The 14,340-nt window shown below is 61.6% G+C and carries 14 protein-coding genes; 8 read left to right on the top strand and 6 right to left on the bottom strand.

Annotated features, from left to right (window positions below; translation table 11 throughout):
• Positions 1–39: 39 nt before the first annotated feature.
• The 3 genes from K5K95_RS21525 to K5K95_RS21515 all read right to left on the bottom strand — a co-directional run bounded on the left by K5K95_RS21525 (position 40) and on the right by K5K95_RS21515 (position 3,103).
• Complete coding sequence (locus K5K95_RS21525; protein ID WP_222586002.1) at positions 40–798, bottom strand: DUF2063 domain-containing protein; 759 nt, start codon at positions 796–798, stop codon at positions 40–42.
• Positions 791–1,630: a DUF692 domain-containing protein gene (locus K5K95_RS21520; protein WP_222586001.1), complete on the bottom strand. Its 840-nt coding sequence runs from the start codon at positions 1,628–1,630 to the stop codon at positions 791–793. The genes K5K95_RS21525 and K5K95_RS21520 overlap by 8 nt, the downstream gene beginning before the upstream one ends.
• Positions 1,631–1,774: 144 nt before the next feature.
• Positions 1,775–3,103 carry an acetamidase/formamidase family protein gene (locus tag K5K95_RS21515; protein ID WP_222586000.1) on the bottom strand — a complete coding sequence of 443 codons (1,329 nt, stop codon included), beginning with the start codon at positions 3,101–3,103 and terminating at the stop codon, positions 1,775–1,777.
• 489 nt (positions 3,104–3,592) lie between these two features.
• On the opposite strand from K5K95_RS21515, the gene K5K95_RS21510 reads away from it, so the two are divergent.
• Positions 3,593–4,639 carry a class I SAM-dependent methyltransferase gene (locus K5K95_RS21510; protein WP_222585999.1) on the top strand — a complete coding sequence of 349 codons (1,047 nt, stop codon included), beginning with the start codon at positions 3,593–3,595 and terminating at the stop codon, positions 4,637–4,639.
• A gap of 92 nt (positions 4,640–4,731) precedes the next feature.
• Positions 4,732–5,574 carry an NAD-dependent protein deacetylase gene (locus K5K95_RS21505; RefSeq protein ID WP_222585998.1) on the top strand — a complete coding sequence of 281 codons (843 nt, stop codon included), beginning with the start codon at positions 4,732–4,734 and terminating at the stop codon, positions 5,572–5,574.
• Positions 5,575–5,697: 123 nt separating this feature from the next.
• On the opposite strand, the gene K5K95_RS21500 is transcribed toward K5K95_RS21505, so the two are convergent.
• Entirely contained in the window at positions 5,698–6,591 is an 894-nt protein-coding gene (locus tag K5K95_RS21500; RefSeq protein WP_222585997.1) for a LysR family transcriptional regulator, read from the bottom strand.
• A gap of 177 nt (positions 6,592–6,768) precedes the next feature.
• Between K5K95_RS21500 and K5K95_RS21495 the strand changes: the two genes are divergently transcribed.
• The 3 genes from K5K95_RS21495 to K5K95_RS21485 are packed head-to-tail and all read left to right on the top strand — an operon-like array spanning position 6,769 to position 9,362.
• Positions 6,769–7,467 carry a CoA transferase subunit A gene (locus tag K5K95_RS21495; RefSeq protein WP_090182832.1) on the top strand — a complete coding sequence of 233 codons (699 nt, stop codon included), beginning with the start codon at positions 6,769–6,771 and terminating at the stop codon, positions 7,465–7,467.
• Between the two features lie 36 nt (positions 7,468–7,503).
• Positions 7,504–8,169, top strand: a complete 666-nt coding sequence (locus tag K5K95_RS21490; RefSeq protein WP_090182831.1) for a CoA transferase subunit B — start codon at positions 7,504–7,506, stop codon at positions 8,167–8,169.
• Positions 8,170–8,180: 11 nt separating this feature from the next.
• Positions 8,181–9,362 (top strand): acetyl-CoA C-acetyltransferase, encoded by a 1,182-nt coding sequence (locus tag K5K95_RS21485; RefSeq protein WP_222585996.1) that lies wholly within the window; start codon positions 8,181–8,183, stop codon positions 9,360–9,362.
• A gap of 205 nt (positions 9,363–9,567) precedes the next feature.
• Here K5K95_RS21485 and K5K95_RS21480 read toward each other — a convergent pair whose 3' ends face one another.
• Positions 9,568–10,887, bottom strand: coding sequence for an Nramp family divalent metal transporter (locus K5K95_RS21480; RefSeq protein ID WP_222585995.1), 1,320 nt, complete (start codon positions 10,885–10,887; stop codon positions 9,568–9,570).
• 157 nt (positions 10,888–11,044) lie between these two features.
• Between K5K95_RS21480 and K5K95_RS21475 the strand changes: the two genes are divergently transcribed.
• From K5K95_RS21475 to K5K95_RS21465, 3 genes are all read left to right on the top strand, one after another.
• Positions 11,045–11,839, top strand: coding sequence for a hypothetical protein (locus tag K5K95_RS21475; RefSeq protein ID WP_222585994.1), 795 nt, complete (start codon positions 11,045–11,047; stop codon positions 11,837–11,839).
• A gap of 56 nt (positions 11,840–11,895) precedes the next feature.
• Complete coding sequence (locus tag K5K95_RS21470; protein ID WP_222585993.1) at positions 11,896–12,819, top strand: DMT family transporter; 924 nt, start codon at positions 11,896–11,898, stop codon at positions 12,817–12,819.
• A 90-nt stretch (positions 12,820–12,909) separates the two neighbouring features.
• Positions 12,910–13,497 carry a hypothetical protein gene (locus K5K95_RS21465; protein WP_090182818.1) on the top strand — a complete coding sequence of 196 codons (588 nt, stop codon included), beginning with the start codon at positions 12,910–12,912 and terminating at the stop codon, positions 13,495–13,497.
• Positions 13,498–13,499: 2 nt separating this feature from the next.
• Here the strand turns inward: K5K95_RS21465 and K5K95_RS21460 are convergent, their stop codons facing one another.
• Positions 13,500–14,216 (bottom strand): alpha/beta hydrolase, encoded by a 717-nt coding sequence (locus K5K95_RS21460; protein ID WP_222585992.1) that lies wholly within the window; start codon positions 14,214–14,216, stop codon positions 13,500–13,502.
• Positions 14,217–14,340 lie beyond the last annotated feature (124 nt).

Below are 14,340 nucleotides of genomic sequence, written 5' to 3'. Positions count from 1 at the left end.
CCCACAGGGGTTCTCGGGTGTTTGGGGGATTGTGTTCATTCAGACGGTCACGCCCACGACCCCTTCCCCATGCATCTGCCGCAACAACGCCGCGCCACTCGCCATGAATTCCGGTGATCCCGCGGCCCCCGCCTCTGCCGCCAGACCTTCCAGCTGCGCCTGCCCAACCAGTTCGGGAAACTCCTCGATCCGCTGCAACAAGCGCCATGCCAATGGGCTCAGTTCGGAAAACTTCACACTCCAGTCTTCTGCCCGACGCACCAACAATAACGTTGGCTGAGGCGGTGCAATGTCTGGCTGATGATCCGGCCCCACCAACTGCACCGGCCACGCATAGGCCAACGGCCAGGCCAGCGGCGACACTTGCAATGGCCGATCCAGGATCTGACCGACGTCGCTCGGCGCCAATGGCTCGGCTTCGGACTGCTGCAACGCCATCTCGACCCACTCGTAATGCGCCAGCTCGACCATAAATGGCGGCCACTCGTCCTCTCTCAATGCCTGCGATCCAGAGGCCAGGAACTCGACGAATTCCTGGGCGATTTCGCCGAACTTCGGCGTGCGTGCGCGGTGGTCCCGCAGGAAGATCCGCACCAGCGTGCGCCAGTGTTCATCACCGAGAATCTTGATCAGCACCGGAAACGTGCCGCTGAGCAACGACGACAGGTTGGCGAAAATCAGGTCACGGTAAACCTGCGCCCGTACGGCGTTCATTTCGCTGGGCGGCGCGCAGTGATCGGGGTCTCGCAGGTAAAGCCCCATCGCCGTTTGCTGTTGAAACAGACTGGGCTTATCCACGGTTCACCCCCTCTGTTTGCAAGCGGCGAATGGTCTGCAATTCGGCGACCAGTTCAGAGAACGCCGGAAAATTGAAATCCCGTTCCAGCAACGTCGGTTGCGCGCCAAACCGGGCATACGCCTCGGCCAGCAACGACCAGACCGCCGGTTTCACCGAAGCCCCGTGGGTGTCGATTTTCAAGCTGTCCGACTCATCGAAGTGCCCGGCCACGTGCATCGCCACCACTCGGCCCGAATCGATGCCGGCCAGAAAGGCCTGCGGATCAAAGCCATGATTGATCGAGTTGACGTACACGTTGTTGACGTCGAGCAGCAGGTCGCAATCGGCTTCGCGCAACACCGCGTTGGTAAACGTCACCTCGTCCATGTCCTGCTGCGGCGCGGCGTAATAGGAAACGTTTTCCACCGCCAGGCGCCGACCGAGAATGTCCTGGGCCTGGCGAATCCGCGCGGCAACGTGGTGCACCGCTTCTTCGGTGAACGGCAATGGCAACAGGTCATACAGGTGACCGTCGTCGCCGCAATAACTCAGGTGCTCGCTGTACAGCGGCACGTTGTAGTGATCGAGAAACACCCGCACTTCCTGAAGAAACCCGACGTCCAGCGGCGCAGGCCCGCCCAGGGACAAGGACAAGCCGTGACAGGACAATGGAAAGCGCTCGGCGAGGGCCCGCAGCGCATGCCCGTGGGCGCCGCCGATACCGATCCAGTTCTCCGGCGCGACTTCCAGAAAATCGAAATCGCCGGCCCGGGCTGCCTGGAGGTCCTTCATTAAACCGCGACGCAGGCCCAGCCCGACGGTCGCTTTCGCTGAGGTGATGGAGGTTTGCATGTTGTCGATCTCACGGGTGGCCGGAACGGATTCACAGTTAACCGAAGCGGTGTATCGGCTCTGTGTTCCGGAGCGGCAGAAAATCGTGGCGGATGTATCGACAACGGGTCTGTACACACTTCGGTACAGACCCGTCGATAGGCATTACGCCAGGTCGTATTTCTCGCGCACCAGATGACCGATGCCGATACGGTCGAGCACATTCATCGGACACAGGAACGTCACGCGAACGGTGCCCGGCAAGCGGCTGATGTCGATGGAGCCGGTGATGGTCGCGCGGTTGAGCACTTCGTCGTACGGCAAGCCGGTGACCGAGGCAGCGCGTTTCAGGCCGTTTTCCACCGCGACGTTGAGGTTCTCGCCGCTGCCGATGAAGGTGATCGGGCCGCTCTGCTCTATGTCGTGCTGGCCCCAGCGCTCGCCCAGTTCGCGGACTTTCTGCCGTTGCTCGGCGTTCATCGGCCGGGCCATCGGTGGCAGGTCGTCGAGGTTTTGCAAGAGGATCGGCCCTTCCAGCGTCAGATTCTTCACCACTTCCACCACCACTTCGGTTTCCCCGGAGCAATCGGTGGCGTGTCCGGCGATCTCGCCGTTGCCTTGCTGGGCGTGCATGTCGCCCATGTACACGCCGGCACCCGGCACTTTTACCGGGCAGATCAGCACACAACCTTCGCGGATCGAGTTGGTGTCCATGTGGCCATCGGTCTTGGCCGCGTGCAGTTCTTCGCGGGTCATGCCGAAACGGTGCGGCGCGTTGATCAGGTATTGGCCGAAATCGGCGCAGTTGTGCGAGTCGGGCAAATCACGCGACGGCGTGGTGCCGATGTTGCCGAGGAACGGGCGCATGTGGGCGGCGACGCCTGGAATGTCGGCGCGGGCCAGGGACAGGATCGAGTGTTGGGCGGCGAACTCCGGCAACGCCGACATTTCGGACGCGTTGCCGGCCAGTTGATTGGCGATGTCCTGGTTGACGGTCAGGCTGACCTGATTCTGTGCGTCGAACACGATCACGTAACCATGGCTGAAGCGAAACGCGCTAACTTCGGCGCCGCAGTGGTTACAGCGAATCGAATCCTCACCGATGCCTTCGACATGGCTGGCCGGGTGCTCGGTGCCGCATTTGGCGCAGAATTTCGAGACAAACGGGTCGCCGTTGTAACGGCCCTCGACGAAGCTCATGACCCCGGACGAAGTCGCTAGAGACGTGACGCGCATGCGTTTGATCCTGATCGCCACGGCGTCGCCAATCTCGGCGCCGGCGATGGCCACCGGTTGGGTCACTTCGTGGCCGCCCTCAAAGGCCGGCGTAATCATCGGCCCCCAGCAGCCCGGCGGCGTGCCGGTGATCAAGGTGCCGCCGTCGGCCAGAGGACCGAGCATCGGCTGGCTGGGACCTATAAGGCCGTTGGTGTACTGATCGACGCGCAGGCGATGGACAGGTTTCTGGTCGGTTTCAGGCAGGAGCGTGGTCATTATTGTCCCCTTGGCGGAGTCACGAGCGAAGACGGTCGCCTGATGCGACGACCATGAAAGTGCCTCGACAGCCCCGTTTTACGGGCGCTGAACAGCCTTTACAGTTCATCGCAGGTTTGTATCTGGTCTGTGTTCGGAGGTAGCGGGGAATGCAGCGGAATGTATCGGGGCGGCGGCTGGATACAGTGCGATACACGCCACAAATCCCCCTGTGGGAGCGGGCTTGCTCGCGAAAGCGGTTTGATATTCAACAAAGATGTCGACTGACACGGCCTCTTCGCGAGCAAGCCCGCTCCCACAGGGGATTTGTGGTGGTCAGGAAAATGTGAGCTTTCGTCGCTCCAGACGGCGGCGCGCGGTCCGCGAACTAAACTTACTGCACGCAGGACGAGCTTGTTCGCCCTGTTCAATCCCACGACCACCGCCCAGAGGTGAATGCCTCTACCCGCCTTGCCTCTGGACCGTGATCCTGTTGAAGGAGCACATGTGATGGACGAGGCCAGACTCAATGATTTTATGGGCAAACTGGTGGGTGACATGGGCGGCGCGGCAATGCTCGCCAACGTCATCCTCGGCGAAGAACTCGGCCTGTACCGCGCGATGGCCGACAGTCAGCCCATCACCCCCGAAGCACTTGCCGACAAAACCGGCTGCAACACCCGCCTGCTGCGCGAATGGCTCAGCGCCCACGCCGCATCCGGTTACATGGAGCATCAAGGCGGCCAGTTCCGCCTGCCCGAAGAGCAAGCCCTGGCGCTGGCCATCGAAGACTCGCCGGTCTATATCGCGGGAGGTATCGGGGTGGTCGCATCGTTTTTCCATGACAAGGACAAACTGGTCAACGCCATGCGCGGCAATGGCGCCCTGGCCTGGGGCGATCACCATCCGTGCATGTTCAGTGGCACAGAACGGTTCTTCCGTCCAGGCTACAAAGCACACTTGGTCGACGAGTGGCTGCCGGCCCTCGAAGGCGTTGTCGCCAAACTGGAGGCTGGCGCCAAAGTCGCCGACATCGGCTGCGGGCACGGCGCCTCCACGGTGATCATGGCCCAGGCGTTCCCGAACTCGCGGTTCGTCGGTTTCGACTACCACGCGCCCTCCGTCACCGTCGCCACCCAGCGCGCCGAAGAAGGTGGCGTGGGCGGACGGGCGCGGTTCTTCCAGGGCACGGCAAAAAGCTTTCCCGGCAACGACTACGACCTGGTCTGCTATTTCGACTGCCTGCACGACATGGGCGACCCGGTCGGCGCGGCGAAACACGCCTATGACGCGCTGAAACCGGACGGCACGGTGCTGCTGGTGGAACCGTTCGCCAACGACAGGCTCGACGACAACATCAACCCGGTCGGCCGGCTGTTCTATGCCGCCTCGACGTTCATTTGCACACCGAATTCGCTGTCGCAAGAAGTCGGCCTGGGGCTCGGCGCCCAGGCCGGCGAGGCACGGTTGCGCAAGGTCTTCACCGACGCGGGGTTCAAGCACTTCCGGCGAGCCACGGAAACGCCGTTCAACCTGATTCTGGAAGCACGTAAATAAAGAACCGATCATCGCCCGGACAGGCAACCTGTCCGGGCGATGATCGGCAAATGCTACCCTGCAAACACTCAAGGCCCCCCGGAGTGTTGAACATGCTCGACCGCCCCATCCGCGAACAACTCGACCGACTCCAGCAATGGATGGTCGACCAGCCGTTTATGGTCCTGACCGGCGCCGGCATCAGCACTCCCTCGGGCATTCCGGATTACCGCGACAACCAGGGCGTACGGCGTGGCCGGCAACCGATGATGTATCAGGAATTCCTGTCGGCCCCGGAGTCGCGGCGACGCTATTGGGCGCGGGCGATGCTCGGCTGGCCACGTGTTCGCCAGGCGCAGCCGAACGTGGCCCACGAAGCCCTCGCCAGTTTGCAAAGCACTCGGCAGATCAGCGGGTTGATCACCCAGAACGTCGACACCTTGCACGATCAGGCCGGCAGCCATGACGTGATTGAGTTGCATGGCAGCCTGCACCGGGTGCTGTGCCTGGATTGCGGACAACGCAGCGAGCGGGATTCGATTCAGCAATTGATGGAGGCACAAAACCCCTATCTGGCCGGGGTCGATGCAGTTCAGGCGCCGGACGGCGACACGCTGCTGGATGCGGCGTTCGAGGCGCGGTTCCAGGTGCCGCATTGTCCGCAATGCGCAGGCGAGCGGATGAAGCCGGACGTGGTGTTTTTTGGCGAGAACGTCGCGCAAGCGACAGCGGCCAAAGCAATGGCGGCGGTCGAACAGGCGGCGGGATTGTTGGTGGTGGGGTCATCGCTGATGGCGTATTCGGCGTTTCGGTTGTGCCGGGCGGTGGCGGATCAGGGGAAGCCGTTGATTGCGATCAATCTGGGCAAGACCCGGGCGGATGATCTTCTGGATATGAAGATTGAAGGATCGTGCGAACAGCTACTCCCGTTCTTGGCCCAGCGCCTCGCCTCCTGATTCAACCTCTGATCGTTCCCACGCTCCGCGTGGGAATGCCTCAACGGACGCTCCGCGTTCGGCTCTTGATGTGACGCGGAGCGTCACGGGCTGCATTCCCACGCAGAGCGTGGGAACGATCAGTTACGGGCGCGCGCCCAGATTTTCAGCTTTAAGGATATCGAACAACGCCTGCGCCGCCGCCGACAGCTCAATCCCCGGTTTGGTCAGCACCCCGATCGCCCGCTCCACCACCGGGTCGCGCAAGGTGATGCAGCGTGCGCCCAATTCGCGCATCTGCCCGGCACACAACGCCGGCACCGCGCTGACGCCCAACCCGCTGGCCACCATCCGCCCCACTGTCGCCAATTGATGGCTTTCAAACTCCACCGGCAACTTCATGCCCCGAGCCTGCAAGTGTTCTTCCAGCATCACCCGCACCGTCGACGGTCGCTGCAAGGTGATGAACGGCTCCTTGAGCAAGGTCTGCCAGTCGATATCTTCCATATCGGCAAAAGGCGAATCCTGCGGCACGACGGCCACGAAGCGGTCCATGTACAACGGCGTGAACGCCAGCGATGAACTCTGCGTCGGCTCGAACGCCACCCCCAGTTCCACTTGCCGGTCGCGCACCATTTCCAGCACCTGCTCGTTGATCACGTCGTTCACCGTGACGTTGACCTTCGGATACCGCGCACGAAAGGTCTTGAGGATCGGCGGCAGCAGGTTTCCGGCAAACGACGGCATCGCCGCCAGCGTGACGCGACCGCGCTGTAAGGTGAAACGCTGGCGCAGCTCATCCTCGGCATTGTCCCAGTCGGCGATCAACCGGCGCGCCAGGGGCACCAGGGATTCGCCTTCGGCGGTCAGCGCCACGTTGCGCGTGTTGCGGGTGAACAGCCGTCCGCCCAGGCCTTCTTCCAGCGCCTTGATGGTCAGGCTCAACGCCGATTGCGACAGGTGCAACCGCTCGCACGCCACGGCAAAGCTCAGGCTCTGGGCCACGGCCAGGAATGCGCGGATCTGCTTGACGGTCATAGTCGCTTCGCTCCAGTTGTAAGCTACAAGCTCTAAGCTGTAAGTTGAAAGGCAGTTATTTGTTGAGTTTTATGAATCAATCAACCTTAAAAATCAACTTAACAAATAAATCCTTCGGCGAGACACTCCTACCCCATACGGCTAGCCAGCCGCCCATCAAGAATAAAAGAGGTGCATATGGCAGGTTTCGACAAGCGCGTGAGTTCCTACGAGGAAGCTCTGGCAGGTCTTGAAGACGGCATGACCGTGATCGCTGGCGGCTTCGGCCTGTGCGGCATTCCGGAAAACCTGATCGCCGAGATCAAGCGCAAGGGCACCCGTGACCTCACCGTGGTTTCCAACAACTGCGGCGTCGACGGTTTCGGCCTCGGCGTGCTGCTGGAAGACCGGCAGATCAGCAAAGTGGTGGCCTCCTATGTCGGCGAGAACAAACTGTTCGAAGACCAACTGCTCAAAGGCGAAATCGAAGTCGTCCTGACCCCGCAAGGCACCCTCGCCGAAAAAATGCGCGCAGGCGGTGCCGGCATCCCGGCGTTCTTTACCGCCACCGGCGTCGGCACCCCAGTCGCCGAAGGCAAGGAAGTGCGCGAATTCCATGGCCGCAAGTACCTGATGGAAGAATCCATCACCGGTGACTTCGCCATCGTCAAAGGCTGGAAAGCCGACCATTTCGGCAACGTCATCTACCGCCACACCGCTCAGAACTTCAACCCGCTGGCTGCCACCGCCGGCAAGATCACCGTGGTCGAAGTCGAAGAAATCGTCGAACCCGGCGAGCTGGAGCCGTCGCAGATCCATACCCCTGGCATCTACGTCGATCGGGTCATTTGCGGCACGTTCGAGAAGCGCATCGAACAGCGCACCGTGCGTAAGTGATCCCCTGCCCCCGGACCGAATGAAGGAATAACAACAATGGCACTTTCCCGCGAACAAATGGCTCAACGCGTCGCCCGCGAAATGCAGGACGGCTTCTACGTGAACCTGGGCATCGGCATTCCGACCCTGGTCGCCAACTACATTCCCGAAGGCATGGAAGTCATGCTGCAGTCGGAAAACGGCCTGCTCGGCATGGGTCCGTTCCCGACTGAAGAAACCATCGATGCCGACATGATCAACGCCGGCAAACAAACCGTGACCGCGCGCATTGGCGCGTCGATCTTCTCCTCGGCCGAATCCTTCGCGATGATTCGCGGTGGTCATGTCGACCTGACCGTGCTGGGCGCCTTCGAAGTCGACGTCGAAGGCAACATCGCCTCGTGGATGATCCCCGGCAAGCTGGTCAAGGGCATGGGCGGCGCCATGGACCTGGTGGCCGGCGCGGACAACATCATCGTTATCATGACCCACGCCTCGAAAGACGGTGAGTCCAAGCTCTTGTCCAAATGCAGCCTGCCGCTGACCGGCGCCGGCTGCATCAAACGTGTGCTGACCGACCTGGCTTACCTTGAAATCAAGGACGGCGCGTTCATTCTCAAGGAACGTGCACCGGGCGTCAGTGTTGAAGAGATCGTCGCCAAGACTGCCGGTAAACTGATCGTGCCGGATCACGTTCCGGAAATGCAGTTCGCTGCCCAGTGAGGAATCATTCCATGCAAGACGTCGTTATTGTTGCCGCCACCCGTACCGCCATCGGTAGCTTCCAGGGTTCGCTGGCTGGTGTGTCCGCCGTTGACCTGGGCGCTGCGGTGATCCGTCAGTTGCTGGCACAGACCGGGCTCGACCCGGCGCAGGTCGATGAAGTGATCATGGGCCAGGTGTTGACCGCCGGTGCCGGGCAAAACCCTGCACGCCAGTCCGCGATCAAGGCCGGCCTGCCGTTCACCGTACCGGCCATGACCCTGAACAAGGTCTGCGGTTCGGGCCTCAAGGCCCTGCACCTGGCCACTCAGGCGATTCGCTGCGGCGACGCTGACGTGATCATTGCCGGCGGCCAGGAAAACATGAGCCTGTCCAACTACGTCATGCCCGGCGCACGCACCGGCCTGCGCATGGGTAATGCGCAAATCGTCGACACCATGATCAGCGACGGCCTGTGGGATGCGTTCAACGATTACCACATGGGCATCACCGCCGAGAACCTGGCCGAGAAATACAGCCTGACGCGCGAGCAACAGGACGCCTTCGCCGCGGCCTCGCAGCAGAAAGCCACGGCCGCCATCGAAGCCGGGCGTTTTGTTGATGAAATCACGCCGATCCTGATCCCGCAGCGCAAGGGCGATCCGCTGTCCTTCGCCACCGATGAACAGCCACGCGCCGGCACCACCGCCGAAGCGCTGGGCAAACTGAAACCGGCCTTCAAGAAAGACGGTTCGGTGACCGCCGGTAACGCTTCGTCGCTGAACGACGGCGCCGCCGCCGTGATCCTGATGAGCGCAGAAAAAGCCAAGGCCCTCGGCCTGCCGGTGCTGGCGAAAATCGCCGCTTACGCCAACGCGGGCGTCGACCCGGCGATCATGGGCATCGGCCCGGTGTCGGCTACTCGCCGCTGCCTGAGCAAGGCCGGCTGGTCCATCGACCAACTGGACCTGATCGAAGCCAACGAAGCATTCGCCGCGCAATCGCTGGCCGTGGCCAAGGACCTGGAATGGGACTTGAACAAAGTCAACGTCAACGGCGGCGCCATCGCTTTGGGCCACCCTATCGGTGCATCGGGTTGCCGGGTGCTGGTGACCTTGCTGCATGAAATGATCAAGCGCGACGCCAAGAAAGGCCTCGCCACCCTGTGCATCGGCGGTGGTCAGGGCGTGGCCCTGGCGATTGAAAGAGCGTAAGCCTTTTGATCGGGTGACCGCGCCAGATCGTTCCCACGCTCTGCGTGGGAATGCAGCCCGGGACGCTCCGCGTCCCCTTTACAGCCGAACGCGGAGCGTCCGTTGAGGCATTCCCACGCAGAGCGTGGGAACGATCGGTGCGATTCACCTCGCACCGGTTTTTTTGTTTGGCATTCAGATCCATTGCCGGGGCAGGCCCGCCCGGTCACGCCACAAACTGCAGGATCAACCAGCTGTTCGCCCCGCTGATCACCACAAACAACCCCCACGACAACACCCGCGTCGGCCATTGATTCACCAACGGCCCCATGAGCTTGTGGTCGTTGGTCATGCGTATCAGCGGATACAGCGCAAATGGCAACTGCAGACTCAACACCACCTGACTCAACACCAGCAGCTTGCCGATTGCGTTATCGCCCATCAGCCAAACGCCGATAAACGCCGGGATCAATGCCAATCCCCGGGTAATCAGCCGGCGCTGATAGCAGGGAATCCGCAGGTTCAGAAAACCTTCCATGATCACCTGCCCGGCGATGGTCCCGGTAAAGGTCGAACTCTGCCCCGACGCCAGCAACGCAACGCCGAACAACACGCTGGCGAGCGCCCCGCCCACCAATGGATCGAGCAAGTGATAGGCGTCCTGAATGTCCACCACATCGGTGTGCCCGCTCTGGTGAAACGCGGCCGCCGCCAGGATCAGAATCGCCGCATTCACCAGCAGCGCCAACGCCAGCGAACCGATGGTGTCAATGCGCGCCAGTTTGACCGCGTCCTGCTTGCTGGCCAGGTCCTTGCCGATCATTCGGGTCTGCACGATCGAGGTGTGCAGGTACAAGTTATGCGGCATCACCGTGGCGCCGAGAATGCCGATGGCCAGGTACAGCGGCGCAGCGTCGGCAATGGCCGACAGCGACGGCGTAAAGCCGCGGGCGACGTCCGGCCAGTACGGCTTTATCAGCAACAACTCGACGAAGAAACACACGCCGATGGTGCTCACCAGCACCAGCATGATCGCCTCCAGGCGACGGAAACCACGGTTTTGCAGGGCCAGCACCAGCAGCGTGTCAAACGCGGTTAGCGCAATGCCGAACGTCAGCGAACAGCCCAGCAGCAGATGGAACGCCAGCGCGCAGCCGAGCACTTCGGCCAGGTCGGTGGCGATGATCGAGATTTCCGCCAACAGCCATTGAGTCCGTGCCGTGCGCGTGCTGTAGCGCTCGCGGCACAGTTGCGCCAGATCTCGACCGGTGGCGATGCCCAGGCGCGAACACAAACATTGCACCACCATCCCCGCCAGACTCGCCAGCAGCACCACGAACAACAGGCTGTAGCCAAATCGCGAGCCGGCCTCGATGGCCGTGGCCCAGTTACCCGGGTCCATGTAGCCGATGGACACCAACAAGCCTGGCCCGGCAAAGCGCAGGACCCGTTTAAAGAATGACGCGTTCGGATCTACCGCAACGCTGCCGGCCACTTCCGGCGGGCAAAACGGCGCGGTGGCGACTTTGGGCAAACTGAATTTCACACAAACATCCAGAAATAGGTGGGAGGCAAGCAGCTTAGACGTTTCGCCCGACACACCCAAGGGCCAGCAACTTTGTATACAAAACACGACAATCTATAGAGCAATCTGTCGTACGCAATGCTAACGTTGCCGCCTCACTCAGGTCGGAGACGCGTGCGTGCTGATGCTCAAACTGCTGGTGACTCCCGGATTTCTCTTGCTGATTTCCCTCGCGGGTAAGCGCTGGGGCCCCAGCGTGGCCGGTTGGCTGTCGGGATTGCCGGTGGTGGTCGGCCCGATTCTGTTCTTCCTCGCCATTGAACAAGGCGAGGCATTCGCCGCTCAGTCCGCGATGGCGGCGTTATCGGCGATGTTCGCCATGATTGCTTTCTGCGTGACCTACGCCCAGGTCGCTCAACGGCGGGGATGGCCGTGGGCACTGGCGATTTCACTGCTGGTCTGGGCCGGCGTGGCGGTGGTGCTCTCGCAGGTTCCGCCGTCGCTGCTGTTTTCGGTGATCGCGGCCAGCACCGCACTGCTGGCGGCGCCGTACCTGTTTCCAAAGGTGCAGCCCATCGTGTCGGGTCCTGCGCCCAAGTCAGACAAACTGCTGCTGCGCATGATTGCCGGCGCCTTGCTGACGTTGGCGGTCACGCTGCTGGCCCGCACAGTCGGCGAAGGCTGGAGCGGTCTGCTCGCGGTGTTCCCGGTGTTGGGCAGCGTGATGGCGGTATTTTCCCAGCAGACCCGCGGCCCGGCATTTACGGCCGCCCTGCTGCGCGCTACCGCCACCGGCATGTATTCCTTCGCGGCGTTTTGCCTGGTGTTGGCGCTGGCCTTGCCCACTATGGGCATGAATGCATTTGCCCTGGGGGTGGCGGTGTCCGTGGGAATGCTGGGCATCACTCGACGTTTGCTCGCACGACCGGTCAATCCGACCGTCGCGACTGGACGTTCAGCGATCAAACGCTAAGCTCCTTCACACCCAAAGGGCCAGGATGTTGCCCGCTACGTGCTGAAGGAACAGACATGAGCTGCGCAACGCCCCTCGCCCGCCGTTCCCAAACCGCCACAACCATTGGCGTGATCGCGATAGCGCTCTGGTCCTGCCTGGCGCTGTTGACCACCCTCACCGAAGGCATTCCACCGTTTGAACTGCTGACGCTGAGTTTCGGGATAGCGTTTGCGGCAAGCCTGGTGATCCTCGGTCGACGCGGCATCGCCGGTTTCAGTAGCTGGCGACAACCGTGGGCCGTGTGGGCCACCGGTTTCGTCGGCATTTTCGTTTATCACGGGCTGTATTTTTTCGCACTCAAAGCCGCGCCCGCCGCCGAAGCCAGCCTGATCAATTATCTGTGGCCGCTGTTGCTGGTGTTGCTCTCGGCGTTCGCCGCTGGAGAAAAGCTGCAAAAGCGGCAAATGCTCGGCGCCCTGCTGGGTCTGGCCGGCACCGCGTTCATCATGCAACAACACACCACGGTGACGGGGGCGGCGATGCCAGTGGCCGGTTACCTCGCAGCGTTTGGCTGTGCGCTGATCTGGGCCGGGTATTCGGTGATCAACCGACGGTTCAGCGAAGTGCCGAGCAGCATCATCGGCGGGATTTGCGGCTTGTCGGCGGTCTGCGGCCTGATCTGTCACCTGGCGTTCGAAACCACGGTAAGGCCCGATTTCAACCAATGGGCCGCTATCGTTGTGCTTGGCCTCGGGCCCGTGGGCATGGCATTTCTTGCCTGGGACCACGCCACCAAACACGGCAGTCTGGCGACGCTGGGGGCGCTGTCCTACCTGGCGCCGCTGATCTCGACCTTATTGCTGATCACCACAGGCCGCAGCCAGGCCGGACCGATCCTGATCGTTCCGGCGATATTGATTATCGCCGGGGCGGTGATCGCCACGACGCGATCAACAGAAAAGGTCAGCGCAACAGGTTCGATCATTCCGAACGAGTAAAGCTACCCCAACCTGACCGCAGGGAGTGGAATGCATAACAGCCTCCATGGGATGATCGCCGGCTAAGCGCGACCATCCCTGGAGTTTCGAATGTCATTGTTGAGTAAAAAAGCCGTTGTCCTGTTGTTGACCGCGGCCGCCAGCCTTGGGGCGTTGAATGCCCATGCCGCCAAGGCCACCGCCAGCGATAAAGCGCCTGCCCAAGAGGTCTCGATGCTCGGCGGCAAGTTCAAGTTCAGCCTGCCAAAGGGTTTCATCGCCAACCCGCTGCCCGCTGGCGATGCAGCCGCCGGGACCGCTGGGGCCACCGGCACCATGTACACCAACCAGGCCACGAAAACCGTGGTGATCGCCGCTGAAAACACCATCCCCGGCGGCGCCAATGTCAAAGACAACGACAGTCAGTTTCTCGACTCCGCCGCGTCCGACTTCGCCACCGAGCAAGCCCATGCGCTGCCGGACTTCACCAAGCTCAGCGAAAAAAGCCTGACCCAGAAAGGCACCGGGCTGGGTCTGCGGCAGATCGACAGCACCGCCACCCAAGGCGGCGGCAAGACCCTCGACACCACGGTGATGGCGGCGTCCAACACCCGCATGGCAATCGTTCAGGTGATTTCCCGTCTGAGCGACAATGCCGGCCACGAAACGCTGGTCAAGCAGATCGTCTCCGGCAAGTAAGGTCAGGGGTTCAGACGCTGTAACCAGGCGTTCAAATCTGCAAGCTCGGCCTCATTGATGTTGTGGCCGAGACCTTCGTATCCATGGAACTCAGGCTTGAGTGACAGGTGCTGCAACAGGCTGTCGGCGTCGGTGCCGTCTTTGTAGGGCAGGCGTTTGTCCGCGGTGCCATGACCAATGAAAATCGCCAGTTTCTGGCGTTTTTCATCCGGTTTGAGCTCGGATTTGAGCACCGGCAGAATCCGCCCGCTCAGCGCGGCAATCCCGCCCACGGCCTCGGGATGACGCAACGCCAGCTCGTAGGACATGATTGCCCCCTGACTGAAACCGACGAGGAACACCTTGTCGGGTTCGGTCTGATATTTCTTCGCCGCTTGGGCGATGAAATCCAGCAGCACCTTGGCGCTGGTCTTCAAGTCATCGGTTTCACCGTTGTAGGCGCCTTCGCCTTTCTTGCGAAACCACTGATAACTGTCCTCATCCAACCTCACTGGTGCCTGAACCGACAGAAAGTTGTAATGCGCCGGCAACTCGTCCTTGATGCCGAACAGGTCCTGCTCGTTACTGCCGTAACCGTGGAGAAAAATCACCAGGGGCTGATGGCGGGATTCGGGGTTGGCCTGCTCCAGGTACTTGAGCGGCAGATCGTTGAGCAGCGGGGTTTGAGCCTGGACGGTGGCAGATGCCAGCAGCGTCAGCAGAGCGAGAATCTTCAACATAAACCTTCCTTCACAGCGCGCAGGATTCGGGGCAGAGCCTAACACCGTGAAGGCTGTCAGGTGTTTGATGATCGTTCCCACGCTCTGCGTGGGAATGCCTCAACGGACGCTCCGCGTTCGGCTT

It is taken from the genome of Pseudomonas sp. DR48, from assembly GCF_019823085.1.
Classification (GTDB): Bacteria; Pseudomonadota; Gammaproteobacteria; order Pseudomonadales; family Pseudomonadaceae; genus Aquipseudomonas.
The sequence above is the reverse complement of the archived record's forward strand: the minus strand, read 5'-3'. Positions and strand labels throughout refer to the sequence as shown.